At 52.9% G+C, this 22650-nt stretch carries 21 protein-coding genes, 1 riboswitch and 1 other annotated feature; of the genes, 10 read left to right on the forward strand and 11 right to left on the reverse strand.

The features are described 5' to 3' along the window. Nucleotides 1–12: 12 nt before the first annotated feature. The gene (locus EVJ26_RS08770) at nucleotides 13–492 is read left to right on the forward strand and encodes an LURP-one-related family protein (RefSeq protein ID WP_131441646.1); all 480 of its coding nucleotides are present in this window, start codon (nucleotides 13–15) and stop codon (nucleotides 490–492) included. A gap of 75 nt (nucleotides 493–567) precedes the next feature. On the opposite strand, the gene EVJ26_RS08775 is transcribed toward EVJ26_RS08770, so the two are convergent. Then, complete coding sequence (locus tag EVJ26_RS08775; protein ID WP_131458560.1) at nucleotides 568–1191, reverse strand: DUF1836 domain-containing protein; 624 nt, start codon at nucleotides 1189–1191, stop codon at nucleotides 568–570. Between the two features lie 148 nt (nucleotides 1192–1339). Between EVJ26_RS08775 and EVJ26_RS08780 the strand changes: the two genes are divergently transcribed. Then, nucleotides 1340–1990 carry a diacylglycerol/polyprenol kinase family protein gene (locus EVJ26_RS08780; RefSeq protein WP_131458561.1) on the forward strand — a complete coding sequence of 217 codons (651 nt, stop codon included), beginning with the start codon at nucleotides 1340–1342 and terminating at the stop codon, nucleotides 1988–1990. A 154-nt stretch (nucleotides 1991–2144) separates the two neighbouring features. Continuing rightward, on the forward strand, nucleotides 2145–3065 hold the full coding sequence (murB, locus tag EVJ26_RS08785; protein ID WP_131458562.1) for a UDP-N-acetylmuramate dehydrogenase: 921 nt from the start codon (nucleotides 2145–2147) through the stop codon (nucleotides 3063–3065). Between the two features lie 72 nt (nucleotides 3066–3137). Here murB and ald read toward each other — a convergent pair whose 3' ends face one another. The 4 genes from ald to trhO form a co-directional block, all read right to left on the reverse strand. After that, nucleotides 3138–4268, reverse strand: coding sequence for an alanine dehydrogenase (gene ald / locus EVJ26_RS08790; protein WP_131470268.1), 1131 nt, complete (start codon nucleotides 4266–4268; stop codon nucleotides 3138–3140). A gap of 131 nt (nucleotides 4269–4399) precedes the next feature. After that, nucleotides 4400–5623, reverse strand: a complete 1224-nt coding sequence (locus tag EVJ26_RS08795) for a PucR family transcriptional regulator (protein ID WP_131469042.1) — start codon at nucleotides 5621–5623, stop codon at nucleotides 4400–4402. Between the two features lie 103 nt (nucleotides 5624–5726). Continuing rightward, a complete protein-coding gene (locus EVJ26_RS08800) occupies nucleotides 5727–6152 on the reverse strand; it encodes a divergent PAP2 family protein (protein WP_070329193.1) in 426 nt (141 codons plus the stop codon). Nucleotides 6153–6269: 117 nt separating this feature from the next. Next, nucleotides 6270–7211 (reverse strand): oxygen-dependent tRNA uridine(34) hydroxylase TrhO, encoded by a 942-nt coding sequence (trhO, locus tag EVJ26_RS08805; protein ID WP_131458565.1) that lies wholly within the window; start codon nucleotides 7209–7211, stop codon nucleotides 6270–6272. Between the two features lie 223 nt (nucleotides 7212–7434). Between trhO and EVJ26_RS08810 the strand changes: the two genes are divergently transcribed. Then, a complete protein-coding gene (locus tag EVJ26_RS08810; RefSeq protein WP_070329195.1) occupies nucleotides 7435–8067 on the forward strand; it encodes a TVP38/TMEM64 family protein in 633 nt (210 codons plus the stop codon). A 36-nt stretch (nucleotides 8068–8103) separates the two neighbouring features. Here the strand turns inward: EVJ26_RS08810 and EVJ26_RS08815 are convergent, their stop codons facing one another. Next, nucleotides 8104–9387: a Na+/H+ antiporter NhaC family protein gene (locus tag EVJ26_RS08815; protein ID WP_131458566.1), complete on the reverse strand. Its 1284-nt coding sequence runs from the start codon at nucleotides 9385–9387 to the stop codon at nucleotides 8104–8106. Between the two features lie 69 nt (nucleotides 9388–9456). Then, nucleotides 9457–9552: riboswitch (SAM riboswitch) on the reverse strand. A gap of 98 nt (nucleotides 9553–9650) precedes the next feature. Further along, nucleotides 9651–11330 carry a GGDEF domain-containing protein gene (locus EVJ26_RS08820; RefSeq protein ID WP_236634028.1) on the reverse strand — a complete coding sequence of 560 codons (1680 nt, stop codon included), beginning with the start codon at nucleotides 11328–11330 and terminating at the stop codon, nucleotides 9651–9653. A gap of 156 nt (nucleotides 11331–11486) precedes the next feature. Continuing rightward, nucleotides 11487–11698: a binding site (T-box leader), on the forward strand. Between the two features lie 53 nt (nucleotides 11699–11751). Here EVJ26_RS08820 and argS point away from each other — a divergent pair. After that, the gene (argS, locus tag EVJ26_RS08825) at nucleotides 11752–13434 is read left to right on the forward strand and encodes an arginine--tRNA ligase (RefSeq protein ID WP_131458567.1); all 1683 of its coding nucleotides are present in this window, start codon (nucleotides 11752–11754) and stop codon (nucleotides 13432–13434) included. 40 nt (nucleotides 13435–13474) lie between these two features. Here argS and EVJ26_RS08830 read toward each other — a convergent pair whose 3' ends face one another. Both EVJ26_RS08830 and EVJ26_RS08835 read right to left on the reverse strand, forming a co-directional pair. Next, the gene (locus EVJ26_RS08830; protein WP_131470269.1) at nucleotides 13475–14053 is read right to left on the reverse strand and encodes a metallophosphoesterase family protein; all 579 of its coding nucleotides are present in this window, start codon (nucleotides 14051–14053) and stop codon (nucleotides 13475–13477) included. After that, entirely contained in the window at nucleotides 14050–14541 is a 492-nt protein-coding gene (locus EVJ26_RS08835) for a YajQ family cyclic di-GMP-binding protein (RefSeq protein WP_131470270.1), read from the reverse strand. The genes EVJ26_RS08830 and EVJ26_RS08835 overlap by 4 nt, the downstream gene beginning before the upstream one ends. Nucleotides 14542–14610: 69 nt before the next feature. Between EVJ26_RS08835 and pulA the strand changes: the two genes are divergently transcribed. Beyond that, nucleotides 14611–16605, forward strand: coding sequence for a type I pullulanase (pulA, locus tag EVJ26_RS08840; protein WP_131470271.1), 1995 nt, complete (start codon nucleotides 14611–14613; stop codon nucleotides 16603–16605). A gap of 15 nt (nucleotides 16606–16620) precedes the next feature. Here pulA and EVJ26_RS08845 read toward each other — a convergent pair whose 3' ends face one another. Further along, nucleotides 16621–16785 (reverse strand): YycC family protein, encoded by a 165-nt coding sequence (locus EVJ26_RS08845; RefSeq protein WP_016509685.1) that lies wholly within the window; start codon nucleotides 16783–16785, stop codon nucleotides 16621–16623. A gap of 139 nt (nucleotides 16786–16924) precedes the next feature. On the opposite strand from EVJ26_RS08845, the gene EVJ26_RS08850 reads away from it, so the two are divergent. The 4 genes from EVJ26_RS08850 to EVJ26_RS08865 all read left to right on the forward strand — a co-directional run bounded on the left by EVJ26_RS08850 (nucleotide 16925) and on the right by EVJ26_RS08865 (nucleotide 21636). Further along, nucleotides 16925–17716, forward strand: coding sequence for a hypothetical protein (locus tag EVJ26_RS08850; RefSeq protein WP_131470272.1), 792 nt, complete (start codon nucleotides 16925–16927; stop codon nucleotides 17714–17716). A 102-nt stretch (nucleotides 17717–17818) separates the two neighbouring features. Further along, on the forward strand, nucleotides 17819–19942 hold the full coding sequence (locus EVJ26_RS08855; RefSeq protein ID WP_131470273.1) for an MMPL family transporter: 2124 nt from the start codon (nucleotides 17819–17821) through the stop codon (nucleotides 19940–19942). A 255-nt stretch (nucleotides 19943–20197) separates the two neighbouring features. Continuing rightward, nucleotides 20198–20833: a YitT family protein gene (locus tag EVJ26_RS08860; protein WP_131470274.1), complete on the forward strand. Its 636-nt coding sequence runs from the start codon at nucleotides 20198–20200 to the stop codon at nucleotides 20831–20833. Nucleotides 20834–20913: 80 nt separating this feature from the next. Continuing rightward, entirely contained in the window at nucleotides 20914–21636 is a 723-nt protein-coding gene (locus EVJ26_RS08865; RefSeq protein WP_131470275.1) for a YwiC-like family protein, read from the forward strand. A gap of 22 nt (nucleotides 21637–21658) precedes the next feature. Here the strand turns inward: EVJ26_RS08865 and EVJ26_RS08870 are convergent, their stop codons facing one another. After that, nucleotides 21659–22606, reverse strand: a complete 948-nt coding sequence (locus tag EVJ26_RS08870) for a DUF4003 family protein (RefSeq protein WP_236634027.1) — start codon at nucleotides 22604–22606, stop codon at nucleotides 21659–21661. Between the last annotated feature and the right edge of the window lie 44 nt (nucleotides 22607–22650).

Consider the following 22650-nt stretch of genomic DNA (forward strand, 5'->3'; position numbering starts at 1 on the left):
GAGGAAAAAGCGGTGCGCAAATTAATTTATGTAAAAGGTTGTGTCTTTACGCAAGGCGAGGCGACCATTTATGACGAAACAAATGATGCAATCGGATCTGTTCACCGCAACGCGGAGGGCAATGTCCAAGTGCACAACTTGTCCGGTCGACAAATCGCTCACGGGAAGTACATCCCGAACTGTCAAAAGTGGGTCGTCATGAACCATGACGGGCAAGCGATTGGTCAATTAAAAGACAAGTTCTCGTTATTCGGGAAAAAGTGTGAATACAACGTCTATGAACGCGGTCTCTACACGATTCAATACGACGTCGAACGCTACAAGTTCAGTGTTCGCGATAAAGCTGGGAAACTTGTGGCGGAACTTCGCAAACAAGATGACGATTCTTTCTGTTTGACGAAAGAGGCGGATCAGCTCTCGATGTTCGAGTTGTTGTCAGTTTTGAAGACGTTGACGGTCAAATCACGGATGCCGGTCGCCATGTCAGTCTAACCAATATGACGAACACCAGTCACTGCGACTGGTGTTTTTTTTTGCGTTCCACAAAAAAAGCTTCATTTGATTGGCTCAAATGAAGCGGCTTAAATAGTGTTTGGCCTCGATCTCGAGTGTCGTCACGCGGTGCGCGTACAAGCATAGCTTCAGAACGTGCATGATGTTCGGATGGGTGTGTCCCATCTTCTCAATCGAACGCTTCGCACGAGTGTCTAACATCTCGATCGGGCTCGTCGACTTGGCATACTCCGCGTACAAGCGGTAGAAGTCGATCGGGGAGATGAGGTCGTCCTCGTCGCGGTCGGGATTGTTGAAGATGAGTGCGAGCAGCGAGCTCGTCTCTTCGAGCGAAAACAGATGCTTCAAGTCGTCGAGCAAATAAATGATCGCAGCCTGTTGTAGCGAATATTTTTTACCGACCCGGGGGACACCGATGATTTTACGAACTTCGCGTTTCGTCCAGTTTTGAATCGTCGTCGCGGACAAATGCTCTCCGGTCAGTGTGTTGGCCAAAGCTACGATTTGATTGATCGACAATCCGTTCTTTTCAATATGAAACAAATGGATTTTACGAAGCTCTTTCGGGAAATGCTCACGCACTTCTTCAGGAAAAAGTGAGATGGCCCGATCGACGTCACCAACCCGCATATAGTGAAGGCAATCAGCCAACGTTTGAATCGAATTTGCGTCGCGCATACAGGCATCCTTTCTATAGCCGACTTCGTTCGCAGGCTATACAGTCATTTGACCTCATTCTACCAAATGTTTGAAAAGGAAGCTAGGTTCTGGCTTGATTAAGGTATAATGAGTACGTATAAAAATCGCACATAAAGGTGGTCCCACGATGAATGAATGGGTCAGTTCTATTCTGTCCATCGTCATTGTCCTGGTGTTTCTTGTCGGTCTCGAACAGATTGGCAAGCGCCTCGGCTGGACGGATGAGACAATTCGAAAGAGTGTACATATTGCAGTCGGGCATTGGTCATTGCTCGCTGTCTGGTTGATGGACACATGGTACATCGCCGCCATACCGCTCGTGTTCTTTACGTTCGCAAACGCGTGGCTTCTATATAAGAGCCCGTCTCCGGTCCATCAGACCGAGCGGAAATCGCTCGGGACCGTCTATTATCCGATCGCACTCCTCGTCATCTTGTTCTTCTTTTTCGAGACGGAACCGCTCGCCTTTTTAGCGGGTTCGCTCGTATTGGCATGGGGAGACGGCTTAGCAGCCCTCATTGGACGAAAATATGGGACGGTGATCTATGACCTGTATGGGCAAAAGCGATCGTTCCAAGGCAGCATGGCCATGTTCTTAAGTTCGTACGTGGTACTCTTTTTATTGTTTTTGTGGAAAGGTATTCCGATGTGGCAAGTGGTAACTTATGGGTTTATCATTTCCATCATAGCGACGCTGACAGAAGCGATTTCGTATCGAGACTGGGATAATTTCACAATCCCGATTGTCGTCGCCGTCGCGACATCATTATTGTTGTAAACTATTTGCTAGATTGTAAAGAAAACGTTGCTTGTCACTCTCGGTAAACATTTGTATACTGTGTTTCGTACTGAAACCATTCAGCAACGTGTCCGAGGCGAACTTTTTCGCTTGCGGCACTAATAAAATAGACCGTAAAGGATTGAGGCAACGCATGAGCTTTTTAGACCAACTACTCACAATCATCCCGGCCGAGCGCTTCAAGCAAGACGAGCCGCTGTCAGCACACACATATACAAAATTGGGCGGGAAAGCGGATTATTTCGTAGCTCCACACACGTATGAAGAAGTTCAAGCCGTCCTCGAGCTCGCCCATCGCGAGAACGTACCATTCATGATTCTCGGTTTCGGGTCCAACTTGATCGTTCGAGACGGCGGCCTGCGTGGCATCGTCTTGAATTTGAACGAATTGAACACGGTTCGCCGTGACGGCAACCGGATCATCGCCCAAGCAGGAGCGGCCATCATCGACGTGTCGCGCCAGGCGCTCACTGAAGAGCTGTCTGGACTGGAGTTCGCATGCGGTATTCCGGGAACGGTCGGAGGCGCTGTTTACATGAACGCGGGTGCCTACGGCGGCGAGACGAAAGACGTAATCGCGAGTGCGGTCGTTTTGACGCCAGACGGCGAACTGCTCACGCTCTCGAAAGATGAGCTTGACCTCGATTATCGAACGAGCCGAGTTTCGAAAGAAGGCTTGATCGTCTTAGAGGCGACGTTCGAACTCGATCCGCTCGGTTATGAAGCGATCAAAGACGTAATGGACGATTTGACGCATAAGCGTGAATCGAAACAACCACTTGAATATCCGTCATGCGGCAGTGTGTTCAAGCGCCCGCCCGGTTACTTTGCCGGTAAACTGATTCAAGATTGCGGACTGCAAGGCAAGCGCATCGGCGGGGCGGAAGTATCACTCAAGCACGCGGGCTTCATCGTCAATATCAATCAGGCGACAGCGACTGAATACATCTCGCTCATTCGTCACGTCCAAGCGACGGTCAAACAGAAGTTTGAGATCGAACTTGAACCTGAAGTGAAAATCATCGGTGAAGACATCGCCGTCGAAAACGCATAAACATACGCAAGACGCCCGAACGGGATTTTCCGTTCGGGCGTCTTTCTGTCCGCATATTTCGGATGTGTTCGATTACGCGTGGAGCTGCTTCGTGACGGCTTCAGAGGCTGGTACGAACGTGTAGCCGAGGTCACGGGCGACGGCTTCGTATGTGACCGTACCGTCGATGACGTTCAACCCTTTGAGGAGCGCTGCATTTTCGCGAAGCGCCGGGAAGATTCCTTTTTGAGCGCACTCGACGATATAAGGCATCGTCGCGTTCGTCAAACCGAGCGTCGACGTGCGCGGGACCGCCCCTGGCATGTTGGCGACGGCATAGTGCTGCACACCGTAGCGTTCGTACGTCGGCGCGTCATGCGTCGTAATATGATCGATCGTCTCACAGATCCCGCCTTGGTCGATGGCGACATCAACGATGACTGACCCCGGTGACATTTGTTGCACCATCTCTTTCGTGACGAGTTTAGGTGCTTTCGCGCCCGGGATGAGGACGGCACCGATGACGAGGTCGCTCTCGGCGACTTGCTTCGCGATATTATAGCGGTTCGAGATGAGCGTGTTGATCGTGTTCCCGAACTGGTCGTCGATTTGGCGGAGACGAGCCGGACTGATGTCCATGATGGTCACGTTGGCTCCGAGACCGATGGCGATGCGGGCCGCGTTCATTCCGACGACACCGCCCCCGATGACGGTGACGTTCGCACGAGGCACCCCGGGAAGACCTGCCAAGAGGATCCCTTTGCCGCCATGCGGTTTTTCTAAAATTTGCGCCCCGATTTGAGCAGCCATCCGTCCTGCGACTTCGCTCATCGGTGTGAGCAGCGGAAGCGTACGGTCGACTTCGACCGTCTCGTAGGCGATGGCGGTCATGCCTGAATTGACGAGCGCTTTCGTGAGTTCAGGTTCGGCCGCTAAATGTAAATACGTGAAGAGCGTGAGGTCTGGACGGAAATATTGATACTCTGACGGCTGTGGTTCTTTTACTTTCAAGGCGAGTTCAACGTCTCCCCAAACGTCCTGTGCTGAATCGACGATGCTTGCCCCAGCGTCGATGTACTCCATATTCGTGAAGCCGCTCCCGATACCGGCCCCCGTCTCGACGAGCACCTCGTGTCCGAGTTCCGTCAAGACGGATGCACCCATCGGCGTCAACGCGACGCGGTTTTCGTTATTTTTAATCTCTTTCAATACCCCGATTTTCATGTGTAGTTCCCCTTTCTATCTGCTGACACAATCTGTTCACACCTCTAGTATAGACCCAAGTGAAATCGCTGTCTTTAGCATGGATTCTAAAAACGGCAACCCCCACTTTGTGATTTTTCACAAAGTGGGGGTCAGTCGTCTTGACGATATTGTCCGGCCTTGATCGCTAAATAAATAGCAGCCCGTTCCGGGAGCGAGACTTGGGTGATGCTCGTCAGTTCTTCGATCCGTCGAATCCGATACAAGACCGTGTTCGGATGGATATGGAGGTGGGCGGCGACTCGTTTGACGTTCCCGTCAAAATAGAAATACCATTCAAGCGTCGTCACGAGTTCGGTGTGGTGGACTTGGTCATACGCCTGCAACCGTTCGATCGTCGGGTGCGTCTCGAGGCGCAGGCCGATCCGTCGGGACAAATCGGGGACGAGTTGATAGATGCCGATCTGCTCGAACGCCCGGGCACTAGCGAGCTCGAACGGGAACTTCCGGCGTAGCGATGTGACCCGTCTCGCTTCCTCGGTCGCGGCATAGAGCGTATCGCTCTCGAAGAAACGACGGCTAATCCCGAGGCGAGGTTCGGCGTCAGTGAACTTGTCTTGAAGCTGGGTCTCGAAGCGGTCGGCCCACTGGAGGAGGGCGGCCTCTTCTTCAGATAGCTCGGACTTCATATAGTGCCAGACGAGCAGCTGTTGGCCGTCGATGGCGTGAAGGACGACCTCGATCGCTTCTTGTGTCGCAAGCGCATAAAATAACCGCTCAGCGAATTGCGGAGTGATCGGCTGCAAGCAGTCGATGATCGTCAGGCGATTCGCGACGGCGATTGGGGCAAGTTCGTTCAAGCGTTCCCGATGTGCGGGAGCGAGGTATGGCGAAGCGAGCACTTCTAAAAAGAAACGCTCGAGTTCGGCATCGATGCGACGTTCGTGCATGGCGATCGTCATGAGCAGTTTCTTGGCGATATTTGCCCCGTCCTTCAAGACGGTGAGTTCCTGCTCGGAGAACGGGGTCGTCCGGGCCAGGCTCCAAATGTAGCCGAGCACGTCTTCTTGCTGCTTGATGACGACGGCGGCGCGCTCGCTGAGACCGATGGCCATCCGGGCCGGGATGACGACAGGCTCGTCTCGGTCGATCAGCTCTTGCAGGATACCGCTTTCCCACAAATCTTCGATGACGGCTTCCGGGACACGGCGGCCGATGATGGTCGCGATCCGGGCCGGGTCGGTCGAGTCGGGATGCGTGCTATAGGCGAGTAGCTGATGGTGGCGATTTTCGATCGTGATCGGTGCACGGATCGCTTGCCCGATCGCTTCGGCGAGTGTGTCGAGCGATTCATATGATTTCTGTAAAAAAGGCATGTCGATTCCTCCTCTCTATCACTATACCGTCTCTGTTGTGAAAGTTCACAAAAAGATGGACAGTTTTTGAGAGGGGAACGACATGCCTGAACGTGTGTATCGTTTACATGGGGAAAAATAGTCCGACGACGAGGCCGAGCAATGCGCCGACGATGACTTGGTACGGTGTATGGCCGACGAGTTCGTTCAAGATCGGTGTGTCGTGCTTGATCCCTTTAAAATAGTCGTTCAATAGACGGGCTTGGAAACCGACGGCTTGACGGACGCCGGTCGCGTCGTACATGACGATCGTCGCAAACGTGAGCGCGAGGGCGAACATGCTCGAGTCGAGGCCTTCAGCCCGGCCAATCGCGGTCGCGAGCGCGACGACGGTCGAGGTATGGGAACTTGGCATTCCGCCTGAGGCGAACATAATTTCAAGTTCAAAGTCACGTGTTCGAATGAGTTCGGTCACAAGTTTGGCCGCCTGTGCGATAAACCAGGCCAGTATTGCGGCGAGTAACGGTTCGTTAAAGAGCAATTCAGTCACTTCCTGTCTGACAATAGTATCTACACTATACCCGATTCCATGCCGCGCTAGACGTAAAGTTTCTGTCAAAAATAGCGTCGCGGGCAAATGCCCGCGACGCTATTCGGTCGATTTTTGTTACCCGACGACGCCTTCAGTCTCTTGAAGTTTTTCCGCGATGTTCTCGATGATAAAGCGGTTGCGTGGATGCTCCTGACACTCTTTCGAGCATGAACGCATCTGTTTCGGCTCACACTCTTCACAACAGAAGTGTTGTTTATTGCACTCCGGGTTGGCACAATTAACGTAACGGGTCGTCTTCGTTCCGCAGTGCATACACGCTGAAACGACTGACGGATTGACCGTGTTGACCGGGACGTTGATGCGCTCGTCAAAGACGTAAAGCTCGCCGTCCCAGTTTTCACCTTGCGTCGCTTCGTCCTTGCCGTACATGGCGACGCCGCCTTTTAAGTGGAAGATGTTGTCGTGACCTTGGTCACGCATATATGCGGTAAATTTCTCGCAACGGACGCCTCCGGTACAGTACGTGAGAAGTGTTTTCCCTTCGTAGAGGTCTTTGTTCTCCTCGAGCCAGTCTGGCATGTAACGAGAAGCCTCTACGTCGATTTTGATCGCATTTTTGAAGTGACCAAGATCGTACTCGTAGTTGTTACGAACGTCGAGGATGACGACATCATCGCGATTCATCATCTCTTTCCATTCTTCCGGTTCGAGATACGCACCGTGTTGTTTAGGCACGTCGAACTCGCCATCAAAGCGCCACGTCACGAGCTCTTGTTTGTGACGGACAAAGATTTTCTTGAAAGCATGCTCTTCGACTTCATCGATTTTGAACTCGATGTCGCTGAAGTATGGATCGGCTTTCAAGTCGTTCATGTACTGTTCGGTTTGTTCCCAAGTGCCCGAGCACGTCCCGTTGATTCCTTCGGAAGAAATCAAGATACGTCCTTTGATCCCGAGGTCCTTACAATACTTGAGGTGTTGTTGTGTCAGTGTTTCTGGGTCCTCGATGTTGACGTACTTATAGTACAGTAAGACCCGCATTGGTTTTGTTTCCATGTTATTGCTCCCCTGTGTTCAGTTTTTTGCAGGAAAACGAACGTTGGGTTGTGTCGTTCGACGAATGAACTTGCCTGCAACCACAAGTCCATTATTATATGATAGATATCACAGTGAAATTTCGCAAATACTTTTTATTTTTTTTTGAGGAGGGCAGGGGGATGCGTCCTCTTGAACGAATTCGGGTAAAAGGTAGTAACGAAAGCCGAAGGTGGAAACTGAGATGCTCACATCACTACAACAATATATATTGAACATCATCGAATGGCTCCAAGGACTGCCGGGAGGTCCTTGGGCTGGACTCGGAGCCCCGTTCCTAGAAGCGATTTTCCCGTTTCTCCCGCTCGTCTTGATCATCTCGGCGAACGCTGCCACGTATGGCTTCTGGCTTGGTGTTCTCTTGTCATGGATCGGCAGTTTGGCAGGGACGCTCCTCGTGTTCGCCGCCGTCCGATACGTGTTCCGCAAACCGATGACGCGTTGGCTCGAAAAACATAAACAGGGTGTCTATTGGCTCGATCGCATCAACCATATGAGTCCAATCTCGCTCGGATTCTTATATTCGTTGCCGTTCATCCCGGTCAGTTTGATCACGTACTTACTCGCCTTGATTCAAATGCCGCTCCGAACGTTCGTATTGGCGGCCGGATTCGGGAAACTGCTCGTCGTCATCATCTTCTCGGTCATCGGTGATCAGTGGCAAGAGTTCATCCAAAGCCCGTTCCGCTTATCGATGCTCGGCCTGCTCTTGCTCGTATTGTGGGCGATCAGTCGCGGTCTCGAAGAACTTCTCAAACGGCGCGCTTTCAAAAAACGGAACGAAGAGCTCAAACGTAAACGTGAAGCAAGAACATAAAAATCCTCGAAGGCGGCCGCCTTCGAGGATTTTTGCTTAGTTGGTTTTTTTGAAACGTGGGAAGTTGAAGACGATCGCCAAGCCTCCGCAAATGAACAGGAGGAACGGATAGAACATATACGGGACGAGGGCGGGGGACGCCGTGTTCGTCAACTCGGCGGCGATGAGGAGCTGCGCCCCGTAAGGCAGAAGTCCTTGTACCCCGCACGAGAAGATGTCGAGTACGCTCGCTGACTTTTTCCGTTCGATGTCATACGTATCGGCGATATTCGCGGCAAGCGGGCCTGCTACGAGAATCGAGATCGTATTGTTCGCCGTCGCGACGTTCGTCGCACTGACGAGCCCGGCGATGCTCCATTCCGCACCAGCCCGGCGCTGAATCCGTGACGTGAGTGCGTCTCGTAAATAGGTGAGTCCACCGTTATGCGAGATGAGCCCGACGAGTCCGCCCATGAATAACGTCAAGAGCGAGATCTCGGCCATGCCCATCATACCGTCGGCCATCGCCGTGACGTAAGACGTGACGGCCAAGCTTCCGTCAATCAGTCCGATGATGCCAGCGAGCGCGATGCCGCCGAGCAAAACGAGGATGACGTTCAGTCCGGTCAAGGCGAGGACGATGACGGCGAGATACGGAATCAATTTGTACCATTCGAACGCGGCCACTTCAATCGTCGATTCTCCACTTGAGAGAACGGCTAACAGGACGGTCGTGATGATTGCGGCCGGGAGCACGATCCAAAAGTTGGTCCGGAACTTGTCACGCATGTTCGTCCGCTGTGTCCGGACGGCGGCGATTGTCGTATCTGAGATGAATGACAAGTTGTCTCCGAACATGGCCCCGCCGACAACGGCCGCGGCCGCGATCGCGATATTGACCCCGCTCTCTTGATGGATGCCGAGCGCGATCGGGGCGAGCGCGGCAATCGTACCGGTCGATGTGCCCATCGCCATCGAGATGAAGGCAGCGATGACGAACAATCCGCTCAGTAAGAGTGACGGCGGCAGGAACGTCAACGCCGCATTGACCGTCGCGTCAATCGCACCGATTGCACCGGCGACGTTCGAGAACGCGCCAGCGAGCAGGAAGATGAATATCATGATCAAGATACCTGGATTACCGGCGCCTTGGGCGATACGTTCGACGGTCTGTGTGACGCTTCCTTTCGTCATCATCGCGGCGACAATTAAAGCGATCAACGCCGCGATCAGCACCGGGAACTTGTAAAAGTCACCATAATAAATACCTGCCCCGATAAAGAAGACGAGGAAGACGAGCAAGGGCAAGAGCGCCCATTTGTTAGCTGTTGGTTGTTCCAATCGATTCACCTCATTTCATAGAATAGAAAAAGAGAGCCTTCCGAAAAAGGCTCTCTGTAAGAGACACCCTTTTCATCTTTCGAGCAGAACGCTCGCTGGATTTGGCACGGGTTACCCGCTGCCGAGACATCTAAGGGCCAGTCCCTCCGTCTCTCTTGATAAAAAGTCGTCATGATGTAGTTGTTAGACACGTTTTCTAACGTACCTGTTTCAAATCGGGTTGTCAACAGAAATCCCCCTGCGCCAATGGACGCGGGGGGAAGTCATGTCGTCAAAAAATTATAATGGGCGACGCGGTTACGACCGGCGTACTTGCCGCCGACGTAAAGGGCCCGGTCAGCGTTACGAATCGTATCATCAAGCCGTTTGTCGCCGAACGCTTGAATCGTATCGACGCCGATCGAGGCGGTCACGGGAATATCGACCCCATCGACACGGAACGGCTTATCTTCAATCTTCTGTCGAATCCGTTCGGCGATATCGACGGCTTGGTCGACGTCGCAATGATTGAGCAGCAAGATGAACTCCTCGCCCCCGTAACGGGCCGCAAAGTCATCGGTCCGGAGCACTTGCCGAATTCGCCGTCCGAACTCTTGGAGCACGCTGTCTCCGACTTGGTGACCGTGCGTGTCATTGATTTTTTTAAAGAAGTCGATGTCGAGCATCGCGACTGAGATCGGGTACATCGAGCCGTCCGAGATTTGTTGAATCCCATACTCGTAGAACGCGCGCGCGTTGGCGAGCAGCGTCAAGCTATCGGTGCGGCTTTCCGTGTATAGGCGGTCGCGTTCGTGGCAACGGCTGATTGTTCGGTTGAACGACTTCAACAGTTTCATCATCTCGTTTTGAATGATGGGCGGATAGCCATAGACGTGTTCACCGATCATGACGATGCGTGTGCGGATCCCGTCAATCTCTTCTGACTGGACCGAGATGAAGCTGTGGTAATCGTCATGAAACGCTTCTGACAACGCTGCGTCCCATTCGAAGCGCATCTCATAATCGACAGACTTGGCGTGTGGATGGCGCGCTTCAATCAAGTCGAAGACGATCGGACGGTCGATCGGCTGTCGCGTCAACAAATCGAAATAGAGCGTTCGGTCGAACAGGACGAACTCGACAAACCCTTTATCATATTGGTTGAGGCGCTCACATTGACTCAAGAACACTTCAATCGCCTGGGCCTCGCTTTGAGACAGGGAGACGGCCTCTTTCGCTTCATCGTACTGTTCGATCAATGACTTGAACGCGTCTTGGCGCCCTTTTTGGATCATCAACCGCTTAATAAAGAACGTGAGGGCGGCCGCGATGCTACTGACGACGAGCAAGTTCGTCTCACGGAAGAACGACGCGGCAAGGATGAAGACGAAACTGACGATGTACGTGTAAAAAGCGATATTCAGAAAATCACGGACCGGGATATCGACGCGGAACCACCAGCCGACTTGATACTTTTGAACGACCGTGTTCAAAATGATGGCGCTGATCAGACCGATGAGCGGAACGAACGAATCCTGCGAATAGAAGCCAAGACCGGTCTCACCGCCGAGTGCCAAGTAAACACTTGCCGGGATGGCGATTTCTAAAAATGACGTGATCGCGTTCCAAGGATAAGTGAACCGGAAGCGGCGGAGCGCGACGCGCGGTTTTAAGTTGGCGAACTGAAAGACGAGGAGTCCGATTTGGTTGACGAGGAGCGCCGTCTCAAAATCAAAGAATAAAAAGATGATGAGGACGATGCTTTCTGAAAACGTGAAATAGACGCCTTTCCGTTCAATCGAGTCCATTTGGAAAATGATGACGAGCAGCGCAATCAAGATGAACGGAAGCGGCTCGATCGCCGGAACATCAAGGACACCGGTTGTAAACAAGGTGATGGTCAGTAAAACGATCAAACTCCAAATGCTCCAACCGAGGACGGACATTTTGCGAAAATGATTCATAGTTCCCTCCTGTGTGGGAAAAGTCTTCTCATATGTATGGTAGGAGATTCGGCACGGTTGCGCCCAAGTCCTGCCTATTCATCATAATGGCTGAATTCTAGCATTGAGTCTACATCAAATATCCTCTATAATGAAGTTGCTTTTCAACCACATAGACGAAAGTCGATGAAAAAGAGAGTAACGATCGTTTAGTCAACAAAGCGACCTAGGGATTGGTGAGAGCCTAGGCTGACAAACATCGCGAAACGCACTTTTGAGATGCTATCCGAAGCGAGTAGGCGTAGCCGGGGGGCCCCCGTTATCACCGTTAAAGTGGTCTGTGTAAAACAGGCAAGAAGAGTGGTACCGCGGGCCAACCCGTCTCTTTGCATCTGTGCAAAGGGCGTTTTTTTTATGACTAGATTTGAAGGAGGAAATTTACATGAGTTATGAACGCAAGTATGCGGAGGCTCTGTCACGTGTCATCGGTGACGAACTCACGCTCGACCAGATTGAGGCATTGATTGAAAAACCAAAACATGAGGCGCACGGGGATCTCGCGTTCCCATGCTTCCAACTCGCCAAGGCGTACCGGAAAGCGCCGGTCATGATTGCGACTGACATCGCTGGTGAATTGAACGACGAACTGTTCACAAAAGTTGAAGCGGCCGGTCCATATGTGAACGTCTTCTTGAGCCGTGACGTCGTCTCGCAGGAAATCATTAACACGGTTCTCGACGAGCAAGCGGATTACGCGACGCATGCGACACGCAACGAGACGATTGTCACGGACTTCTCGTCACCGAACATCGCCAAACCGTTCTCGATGGGACACTTGCGCTCGACGGTCATCGGTAACGCCATCAACCAGATCGCTCGCAAAAACGGCTATAACGTCGTCGGTGTCAACCACCTCGGCGACTGGGGTACACAATTCGGGAAACTCATGGTCGCTTATAAGAAGTGGGGCGATGAGGAAGCGGTCCGGGCAAATCCGATTGCTGAGCTCTTAAAGCTATACGTTCACTTCCATGAAGAAGTGAAAACTCAGCCTGAGCTTGAAGACGAGGGCCGTGCTTGGTTCAAAAAGCTCGAGGACGGTAACGTTGAAGCGACCGAACTGTGGACGTGGTTCCGTGACGAGTCGCTCAAAGAGTTCCAAAAAGTATACGATCTCCTCGGTGTCGAGTTTGACAGCTTACACGGTGAAGCGTTCTACAACGACAAGATGGACCGAATCGTCGCCATGCTCGAAGAGAAGAACCTGCTCGTCGAGAGTGAAGGGGCGATGGTCGTCTCGCTTGAAGACGAGAACTTGCCACCTTGCCTGATCACAAAGAAAGACGGCGCGACGCTTTACGCGACACGCGACTTGGCTGCGGCCGTCTATCGTCATGAGACGTACAACTTCGTCCAAGCGAACTACGTCGTCGGTGGTGAGCAGGCACTCCACTTCAAACAGTTGTTCTCGGTACTCCGCAAGCTCGGTTACGACTTCGTCGACGGCATGCACCACGTGCCGTTCGGCTTGATCTTGCAAGAAGGGAAGAAGATGTCGACACGTAAAGGCCGCATCGTCCTGCTTGAAGAAGTATTGAAAGAAGCGATCGAGAAAGCGCAAGCGAACATCGAACAGAAGAACCCTGAGCTTCCAAACGCAGAGAACGTGGCTCGCATGGTCGGAGTCGGCGCCGTCATCTTCCACGATTTGAAGAACGAGCGCATCAACAACATCGAGTTCGACCTCGATAGCATGCTCAAGTTCGAAGGGGAGACGGGACCTTACGTGCAGTACACGAACGCACGGGCGAACTCGCTCCTCCGTAAAGGCAACTACGACGGTTCAACGTTCGCAGGTGCGGACGACGACCACACGTGGGGCGTCGTGACGATGCTCAACGCGTTCCCACACGTCATCACGCGTGCCCATGAGCGCCGTGAGCCGTCGATCATCAGCCGTTACGTCCTCGATTTGGCGCAAGCGTTCAACAAGTATTACGGCCACGTCCGTGTGCTTGAAGAAGATGCGGGCAAACAATCGCGTCTCGCGCTCGTCAAAGCCGTGACGATCGTCTTGACGGAAGGACTCCGTTTGATCGGTGTCCAAGCTCCAGAAGAAATGTAAGCACGACAAAAGGGACCTGCGAAAGGTCCCTTTTGTCGTGTCACGCCTTCATCCGCGTGACGGTTCGCGTCTTCGTATCATATAGACACCATTCCCGGTCGAAAATGACGGCGCCGACATTGATGACGTAGCGCTTCTTCTTCAACTTGAACGGTGTCCCGATTTCCCAGGGAATCGAGCGGCCTTTCCGGTAGATGCCCGGAATATGACTATGCCCGATGAAGACGAGCGGGTACTTGCCTTTTTCGACGATCGGCTCCCAGTCGGCGCTCCACTCGATTTGGTGACCGTGCAAGAACAAGGCCTCATCGAGCGTCGTCTGTTCAGGCAATAATGAGATGCGGGTCTTGACAGGGTGCGACACGATGAGCACTTCGTCAATCCGTTCTTCTTGATTGCCACGCAGGCTCGGGAATGTCAGGAGTGTCTCGTACTGCTCGTCAAACGTCATGACGTCGGAGACGTCATGAAACCGTTCGTTGCGCCGCTTTTTACCGATATGGCACTCGTACAAGTCGCCGAGGCAGAGGATGTGCTCGGTCTCGCGCCTGACCGCCTTGAGGACGGCTTTCAAATCATCAAACGAACCGTGCGGGTCACTGATGATGGCGAGTTTCATCGGTAGTTCGTGAACTGGGCATCGACCGATAACTCGAGCTCACGGACGAGTTGCATGACCGCTTGCAAGTCGTCACGTGATTTGGCCGTCACACGAATTTGATCGTCTTGAATTTGCGATTTCACTTTCAACTTCGACTCTTTGATGGCGTTGTTGATCTTCTTGGCATCGTCTTTATCGATCCCGCTCTTCAGCTTGACACGTTGACGGACGGTACCGCCGAGTGCGCGTTCGATTTTTTGATAGTCGAGGTTTTTCGTCGGCACGCCGCGCTTGATCAACTTCGAGATCATGACGTCTTTTAACTGTTCGAGTTTGTAATCGTCATCTGAGACGAGGACGAGGTCACCGTTATCGAGTGACAGCTCACTCTTCGATCCTTTAAAGTCGTAACGGTTCAAAATTTCTTTTTCGGCGATTTGGATCGCGTTTTTCACTTCTTCGAGGTTCATTTCTGACACGATATCAAAAGAATTGTCTTTTGCCATGTTTCATCCATCCTTTGTATGGGTTTTGTTATAATGATAGCAGATTTGAAGCAGTGAAGGAGTGAAACGATGGAACATACAATCGATAGACAGACAAATGTAGACTTGGATCACGTTGCATACCATGGAAAAGACCTTGGGGTGACGTTTAAAAGTGAACTCATCCGTCTGCGGGTGTGGTCGCCGGTAGCCGAGCAAATGACAGTGAAGCTTTATCGTACGGCGCGGGCGCGTAAGTTTGATCGCATCGAGCTCGAACGGGCCGAAAAAGGGACATGGATGGTCGAGCTTGACCGGGCGCAATTCGAAGGTCAGTTTTACGTGTTCGAGGCAATCGTTGACGGCAAACGCATCGAATCCCTCGATCCGTATGCGAAAGTCGTCGGCGTCAACGGGAAGCGGGGCTGCCTGCTCGACCCGTCTTCAATCAACCCGGACCATTGGGTCAAAGAACGTCCGCTCTTCCACTCTTCGCAAGAAGCGGTCATTTATGAAGCACATGTGAGAGATTTGACGAGCCACCCGGATGGCGGTGTCATGCACCGTGGTAAATTCCTCGGGATGACCGAGGCTGGCACGAAGACGAAAAACGGATACCCGACAGCGCTCGACTACATCACGGCGCTCGGCGTGACCCACCTTCAACTCATGCCGTTCTTTGACTACGGTTCGGTCAACGAGTCGCGGGAAAGCGAGTCGAACTATAACTGGGGCTATGACCCGGTCCATTATTTCGCGGTCGAAGGTTCGTACGCCTCGACAGCGGATGACCCGGCCGCCCGTATCCTCGAATTGAAGGCGATGGTTCAAGCGCTCCATGACCGCGGGATCCGCGTCATCATGGACGTCGTGTTCAACCATACGTATGACGCTTTGACGACACCGCTCGGCCAGTTCGTGCCGGACTACTACTATCGGTTGAACGAGGACGGGACGCTTGCCGACGGCTCGGAGTGCGGCAACGATACGGCGTCAGAGCGGGCGATGATGCGCAAGCTGATCGTCGAATGCGTCTCGTATTGGGCCAAAGAGTTTATGATCGACGGCTTCCGCTTTGATTTGATGGGGCTGCATGACGTCAAGACGATGAACCAAGTCCGCAAAGCACTCGACCGGATCGATCCCTCGATCCTCGTCACCGGAGAAGGCTGGGATCTCGATACACCACTGGCAGTTCGTAAGAAGGCAAACCAACACAACGCCCATAAAATGCCACGTATCGCCCAGTTCAACGATGCAATCCGGGACGGAATCCGTGGTGACGTGTTCATCGAAGACTTGCCGGGCTGGATCAGCGGCAATCTTGATGTGACGGCTGACGTGAAGCGCGGGATCGCCGGTGCGGTCACGAGTCAAAGCTTCGCCGATGAGCCGAACCAAGTCGTCAACTACGTCGAATGCCATGACAACTTGACGCTTTGGGACAAACTTGCCGCCGCTAGTCCTGACGACAACGAGACGACGCGCCGCCGCCGTCATCGTCTTGCGACGACGATCGTCCTGCTCAGTCAAGGCATTCCGTTCCTTCATAGCGGTCAAGAGTTTTTCCGCACGAAAGACGGGGATGAGAACAGTTTCAAATCGGGCGAGGTCATCAACCGCCTCGATTGGACTCAGGCCGAGCAAGAGACGCCGAGCGTCGAATATGTGAAAGGCTTGATCAACTTACGCAAACAGTATCCGCTGTTCCGTCTCGAGAACACCGAACAGATTCGAAAGCATTTACGTTTCTTTGACGAAGAAGAAGGGGTAATCGCCTACGAACTTCATCGTCACGTCGAAGGTTATGTCGAGCGTCACCTCGTCTACCATAACGGACTCGAAGTCGCGGTCGACGTGAAGCTGCCAGCAGGCAAGTTCGAAGTTCATGTCGAGGACCATACCGTCAACTTGACGGCGCCACGCCTCGTCGAAGACCGGCACCTCACCGTCGCGCCGCTGTCGACGCTCGTCGTGACAGAACGCCGTCCGGATTACAGCAAGTACGCCGTCGCCGGTGGGGCTGCGCTTGCCATCCTTGGACTCTGGTACGTCGCGAAAAAACGGAAGAATAAACAAGGGTAACAAAAAAAGGAGACGTCATTCCGTCTCCTTTTCTTCGTTCGGCTCGGTCTTGGATGCTTCAAGCTCCATCATCTTCCGAACGAGGATATGTTTTGGCATATGCATGAGTTCTTCAAGCGGTACGTTCAACTTTTTGGCAAGCTCGACCGCCGTCTCGGGAGACAGTTGTAGTGGGCGCATGTGGTTTCTCCTTTCTAAGTTCAGGTTTGCTACAGCCAGTATACAGCAAAAACGGACCGAGTGAGAATGTGTCGTGTGAACACATTCAAAATCGAAAAACCGTTCGGTCGTTGCTAAGCTGAAACTAGGAAGTGATCAAATGTACAAACAAGTAGCAGACTATCAGTTTCATCAGACGGTTGAATGGTTAGAGCGCGTCGGTGGAGGATGGATGTTGTATTTGGCGCAAACTGGATTTGTCTTTTTCGACGAGACGTTCCAAATCAGATGGGAACTCGAGTGGAAATCGGCACCGTGCGCACTATATATTGAACCACATGGAAAAAAAGCCGTCGCGCTGTTCCGAGACATGCAAACGTATGGAGTCATTGATTTGAAGCAAGGCATGATGGAGTGTCACCCAATCCCAAAAACGTTTCATGACGATTGGTTCAGCAATTTATGTCATTGGCGAGGAGACGATTTATTTCTCTACTCGGCGGAATCTGACATCGTGGCGTTAAACATGACCGACCACACGTTCCGCTATAGCCGCTATGAGGAGACGCCGGAGTTTGGCGCCATCATTGAGTTAGCATATCATCCGATTTATGATTTTGAGCGATTCACGGCCCCGGGCCTCGTCACGCTTTACGATGAATTGAATCAGCAATTCATGGTCGAGCATGTCGAAGCGGGTGAACGATGGACGATTCCTTACGGCGGCGATTATGATACGGTTATCGTCGACCAGGTCGGTGCGACGACAGCGATTACGTCGATGACGTCGTTCCAGCTGTTCAAGCGTGACCGTCTACTGTTTGCTTCTGACGTATGTGCCGAAAGTGAATTATTGAAAGTGATGTTGCTTGATGAGTCGGGAGACCGCCTCGTCGTATTATCGACGCCTCGACGATTTTGCCATAGTTGGCTACAAGTGTTCGAGCGTTGACGTTCCTGGACCGGACTCACGGTTCAGGATTTTTTTGCGAAGACTTGATGAAACTCGTGCGAAACGGGAACAGTCTTCTTAGATGGAGAGGGGTGGACTTGGATGGAACGGTTAGGTAAAAATTTGGTGCGGTGGCGCTTTTGGGTGGTCGCCGTATGGACCGTGTTATTAGCGGTCTCGATTTACTTCGGATTGCAGTTGCCTGGGGAATTGCGAGGAAACGGGTTTGCGGTTCAAGATGGTCGCTTCGCGCAAGTGGAGGACACGTTGAACGATCGGTTCGACCGGGCCGGTGCTTCGATGATTGTCTTGCTCGAAGGCGGTGACTTAGAGACGGTCATGGCCGAACAAAAAACACGGCTCGAATCCGTTTCAGGCGTCGATGGCGTCATCACGCCAGCAGAGAACCCGGACGCGCGTTCGGATGACGCCGCGTACTTCGTGCTCGAGTTCGAGGACCAGGAAGCGGCCGAGGCGGCCATCGCCGACGTTCGCGCTGAATTGATTCGAGATACGGACACGGAAGTCCGGTTGACCGGGGAGCCGGTCTTTGCCCAAGATTTGAATGAGGCATCGAAAAATGACTTGATCCGGGCCGAATTGATCGGGATCCCGGTCGCGCTCGTCGTCCTCCTGCTCGTCTTCGGGACACCGCTCGCCGCTTTCATGCCCTTATTCGTTGGACTGATCACGTTCATCGTCGCGGCGGGCTCGCTCTTCTTCTTCACGCAGACGATGGAGCTATCGATTTTCGTATTGAACGCCGTCGCGATGATCGCGATTGCGCTCGGGATCGACTTCTCGCTCCTGCTCGTCAACCGCTACCGTGAAGAGCTCGCCAAAGGACTGTCACGGGAAGCGGCCATCGTCCGGACGGTCGCGACGGCAGGTCGCTCGATCCTGTTCTCAGGACTGTGTGTCTTCGTCGGGCTCGCCGGACTGTTGTTCATTCAAGTCGATGTGTTTCAAGCGATTGCGCTCGGTGCCTTGATTGCGGTCGCGGGCGCCGTCTTGTCGGCGCTCACGCTCTTGCCGTCGGCGCTCTATATCGTCGGCGATGCCATCAATAAAGGACGTCTCATCAGAACGAACGAGACGCGCTCTGAAGTGCGCTGGCAAAAGTTGGCCCGGTTCGTCATGAAGCGTCCGGTCGTGATGACGCTCGTCGCGTTGCTCCTTTTGTTGCCGAGCCTTTGGTTCGTCCGCGACTTAGAACTGAACATCCCGGACGCCGATGCGCTCCCGACGTCGTACGAATCCCGGGCCGCCCTCGAGCGGTGGGACGATGTGTTCGGCGAGACGTCGACCGATGCGGTGCTGTTGTTTGAGACGAACGATTTGACCGACTCGATGATTCTTGACGAGTTGACAACCCTTACAGACGAGTTGAATGAAGACCCGATCGTCGACAACGTCACGACGTTCTTGACCGCATCAAATCTGACAGCTGCGGAATTCCAACAGCTCGTTCAAGTCGCCCCGGAACAGCTCGAGGCGTTTGAACGTCTCGTCACGCTCGAAGGGAATACCGACCTCGCGCTCGTCAACGTCAGCTTCGACGTGCCGCCGAGTGATAAAGCGGCGCAGGCGTTCGTCCGCGATTGGCGCGACCAAGGCTTCGACGTCGGCGGACCGGCCGCCTTCAACGAAGAGATCTATGAAGAGATCTACGACAGCATCCCCTATGCGGTCGTGACCGTGATTTTAGCGACGATGGTCATCCTCATGTGGGCGTTCCGCTCGATCTTGATTCCAATCAAGGCGATCATCATGAACGTGCTCGGACTCGGGGCGACGTTTGGGTTATTGGTCATCATCTTTGAGTCGGGCTACGTGTACGACGCCGAGACGATCAGTATTTTGACGCCGGTGTTCATCTTCTCGCTCGTGTTCGGCCTGTCGATGGACTACGAGGTGTTCCTCGTCTCACGGATCGAGGAGTATTACCGCGAGACCGGGGATAACGACTATGCGACCGAGATGGGGCTCGCGAAGACGAGCAAGATCATCACGTCGGCCGCGATCATCATGATCGTCGTCACGGGCGCGTTCGCCTTCACCGGTGTCAGCCCGATCAAACAGCTCGGGGTCGGTATCGCGCTCGCCATCTTCATCGATGCGACAATCATCCGGATGTTGCTCGTCCCGTCCTTGATGAAACTGTTCGGCGACTGGAACTGGTGGTGGTTCGGGAAGAAAGATTTACCGAAACGTAATCTACACTAAATTTACATTTAATGAAATAATCGCGAGAGTATGTTAAAATAGCCTCATGATTACGCGCAATTTGGGAAAGGAAGGTCTTTATGGACACCGAGAGGACATGGCCTCTGTTTCAATTGCCGGACTTCTAGCGTTGAGTTTTTACAGACGAACAGCGATGTAAAAAATCAACAAACGGAAGATCGGAGATGGAACAGATGGAACCGCGGCTACGACTGAGGATCCTCCTCTCCGTTGAAAACGGGGAGGACAATCGGAATGAAACGAGTTGCTACCATAGTGCTCGGAACGCTGATCATGGCGTTCGGTTATTATTATTTGAATGAACAGTTTGGTTTGGCAGAAGGGGGCTTTGTCGGGTTAGCATTACTCGGCCGCTATTTATTTGATATCGATCCGGCGATCTCGATGATCGTACTCGACATCCCCTTCTTTTTAATCGCCCTTTGGTGGAAAGGCTGGCGCTTCGTCGGACAAGCCGTGCTTGCCGCGGCGTCACTTTCGCTCAGCTATGCGATGTGGGATCGACTCGACCTGTTGACGTTTGACATCCAGGTCTGGCCGGCGACACTGTTCGCTGCGATTGCGAGCGGGATTGTGACCGGCTACGGTCTCGGTCTCGTCTTGAAGTCAGGTGGAGCGACCGGGGGCGACGATTTATTCGCACTCAGTCTGTCAAAGTGGTCCGGCGTATCGGTCGGAACGATTCTCATCGCCTTCGATGTGGTTGTTCTTGCGATCTCGCTCATCTACTTGCCGCTCTCGAACGCTCTCTACACGCTCATCGCGGTCTCGATCGCGGGTCGTGTCGTCACGAAGATGTTGACGGAAGACGCTGTCGAAGTAGCCATACCAAGTGTGACCAAACTAACACCAAAAAACGATCTCGCCTGAGATCGTTTTTTGTTTTGTAAAATTTGTCACAGTTTTCCCCACACCGTTCTTCTAAACTGATTATAGAAGGAGTGAGTCACATGAAATGGATGATTCCAAAACAGCACGGCGCCTGGTCGATGCTTATTTTACCGTTCTTACTCGGCGGCATCGTCGGAGGATGGACACTCGCGCACTTACCGTTCGCCATCGCTTGGTTGTTCGTCTACATGGGCACGTTTTTCTTGTTCCAATACGTGAAGCAACGGAAGAAGTCGAATGAATTGTTGCGGACGGTCGTGACGTATCTCGGCATCAGTACCGTCGCGGCGATCCCGGTGTTCATCGCCGAGTGGCGTCTCGTCTGGTTCGTCCTCGCGATGATGCCGTTCGGTCTCGTCAACGCCTATTTCGCCAAAATCAAAGACGAGCGCAACGTCTGGAACGATGTCAGTGCCGTCACGTCATTTTGTATCGGTGGGATGGCGAGCTATTACTTGGGTGCGCAGACGTTGGGCGCGACGATCGTCTGGCTGTTCATTTTGCCGTACTTGTATTTCCTCGGCAGTATCTTTTACGTCAAGACGATGATTCGGGAGAAGAAGAGCGCGTTGTACCGGAACATCTCGTGGGGGTATCACCTCATGCTCGTCGTGTTGTTCATCGCGTTCGGCTATCCGGTCTTGGCGCTCGCTTACGCACCAAGCCTCGTCCGAGCTATTGTTTTCTACGGCAAAAAGATCCCGATCATGAAAATCGGGATCTTTGAGATCGTGAACTCGGTGTTCGTTTTAATTTGTTTGAGCGCATATCTTTACACGTAGAAGAAGGGGCAACCCTTCTTTTTTAGTCGCTTGACGAGGTACTCGCGATGATGGCGACGCTTGCTGCCGCCGAGGCCGCTTGTTGCATCGCCAGCAAATGGGCGAACGTCCCGTTCAGTAGCAGGTCGCTCGCATCTTCGGTAATATGTTCCGCGGCGACGAGTTGGATGGCGACGTTTAGTCCGTGCGTGTTGAACCAGCGTTGCTGCTCTTTTTCAGCGTTCGTGATGTCGAGGATCGCTTGTTCGTCTTGGTCGTTCGGTGCCGAGACGATCGAGAGCAAGGCGAGCGACGGTAGCTGCTCACTCTTGACGGCAAGCTGTTGGTTTTCAAGGCGGGTGCGCCAGTCCAAGAAGCGAGCGACGGCGTCGTCTCGGTCCAATTTGCTGAACATGAGCAAATGCGACACGAGCTGCAGTTCGTTCGAACGGGGAAGCTGTGCTTTCAACGCCTCGTAATACGATTCGATGCGCTCGTTCAGTTCAGTGTGGTCGTCGAACGCTTGCACGAGGACGAGTGCCGACAGCAGATCCTCTTCACTCGTGAGCCACGGATGCTGGCGTTTAAACGCTTGATAGAGAGCGCTTGCCTCATCGAGCCTGCGTTCCGGTTCGTCGACGTTGATCAACTGGCTCGCGAGGAACGGCCGCAGCGCACTGAAACGGAAATGTTTTCGGTCGAGCAGCGTGTCGAGACGAAGTGCTTCGTCAATCGCGGGGCCGACGTCTTCATACTTGGCGTCGAGAAACGATAACCAGACGAGGTTGTTGCTACCGCGAAATTTGGAGAACAAGCCGGTTTTCTGTTTGACGGCCGCCTGCGCCTGTTCAAACTGATTTGGGTCGAACGGGGTGTCATGGATGGCGTAGTTGACGGCCATCAAACGCCGGAAGTCGTCAGTGAGTGCCCACTTGGTCGCCGTTTTGATGGCTTCGAACGAATCGAGGTAACGGGTGTAACGAGTTAACATCAAAATCCCTCCTTCTCTGATTCATACGAACCGAATGGACATCA

The organism is Exiguobacterium sp. SH3S1 (assembly GCF_004337105.1).
GTDB classification, from domain to species: Bacteria; Bacillota; Bacilli; order Exiguobacteriales; family Exiguobacteriaceae; genus Exiguobacterium; species Exiguobacterium aurantiacum_A.

What these genes read in the sequence shown, in the direction of transcription:
- murB (WP_131458562.1), top strand. Translation starts at nt 2,145, where the DNA reads ATGAGCTTTTTAGACCAACTACTCACAATCATCCCGGCCGAGCGCTTC.
- EVJ26_RS08835 (WP_131470270.1), bottom strand. Translation starts at nt 14,541, where the DNA reads ATGGCAAAAGACAATTCTTTTGATATCGTGTCAGAAATGAACCTCGAA.
- ald (WP_131470268.1), bottom strand. Translation starts at nt 4,268, where the DNA reads ATGAAAATCGGGGTATTGAAAGAGATTAAAAATAACGAAAACCGCGTC.
- trhO (WP_131458565.1), bottom strand. Translation starts at nt 7,211, where the DNA reads ATGGAAACAAAACCAATGCGGGTCTTACTGTACTATAAGTACGTCAAC.
- EVJ26_RS08850 (WP_131470272.1), top strand. Translation starts at nt 16,925, where the DNA reads ATGTACAAACAAGTAGCAGACTATCAGTTTCATCAGACGGTTGAATGG.
- EVJ26_RS08775 (WP_131458560.1), bottom strand. Translation starts at nt 1,191, where the DNA reads ATGCGCGACGCAAATTCGATTCAAACGTTGGCTGATTGCCTTCACTAT.
- EVJ26_RS08830 (WP_131470269.1), bottom strand. Translation starts at nt 14,053, where the DNA reads ATGAAACTCGCCATCATCAGTGACCCGCACGGTTCGTTTGATGATTTG.
- EVJ26_RS08780 (WP_131458561.1), top strand. Translation starts at nt 1,340, where the DNA reads ATGAATGAATGGGTCAGTTCTATTCTGTCCATCGTCATTGTCCTGGTG.
- argS (WP_131458567.1), top strand. Translation starts at nt 11,752, where the DNA reads ATGAGTTATGAACGCAAGTATGCGGAGGCTCTGTCACGTGTCATCGGT.
- EVJ26_RS08855 (WP_131470273.1), top strand. Translation starts at nt 17,819, where the DNA reads ATGGAACGGTTAGGTAAAAATTTGGTGCGGTGGCGCTTTTGGGTGGTC.
- EVJ26_RS08810 (WP_070329195.1), top strand. Translation starts at nt 7,435, where the DNA reads ATGCTCACATCACTACAACAATATATATTGAACATCATCGAATGGCTC.
- EVJ26_RS08845 (WP_016509685.1), bottom strand. Translation starts at nt 16,785, where the DNA reads ATGCGCCCACTACAACTGTCTCCCGAGACGGCGGTCGAGCTTGCCAAA.
- EVJ26_RS08865 (WP_131470275.1), top strand. Translation starts at nt 20,914, where the DNA reads ATGAAATGGATGATTCCAAAACAGCACGGCGCCTGGTCGATGCTTATT.
- EVJ26_RS08820 (WP_236634028.1), bottom strand. Translation starts at nt 11,330, where the DNA reads ATGAATCATTTTCGCAAAATGTCCGTCCTCGGTTGGAGCATTTGGAGT.
- EVJ26_RS08870 (WP_236634027.1), bottom strand. Translation starts at nt 22,606, where the DNA reads ATGTTAACTCGTTACACCCGTTACCTCGATTCGTTCGAAGCCATCAAA.
- EVJ26_RS08860 (WP_131470274.1), top strand. Translation starts at nt 20,198, where the DNA reads ATGAAACGAGTTGCTACCATAGTGCTCGGAACGCTGATCATGGCGTTC.
- pulA (WP_131470271.1), top strand. Translation starts at nt 14,611, where the DNA reads ATGGAACATACAATCGATAGACAGACAAATGTAGACTTGGATCACGTT.
- EVJ26_RS08795 (WP_131469042.1), bottom strand. Translation starts at nt 5,623, where the DNA reads ATGCCTTTTTTACAGAAATCATATGAATCGCTCGACACACTCGCCGAA.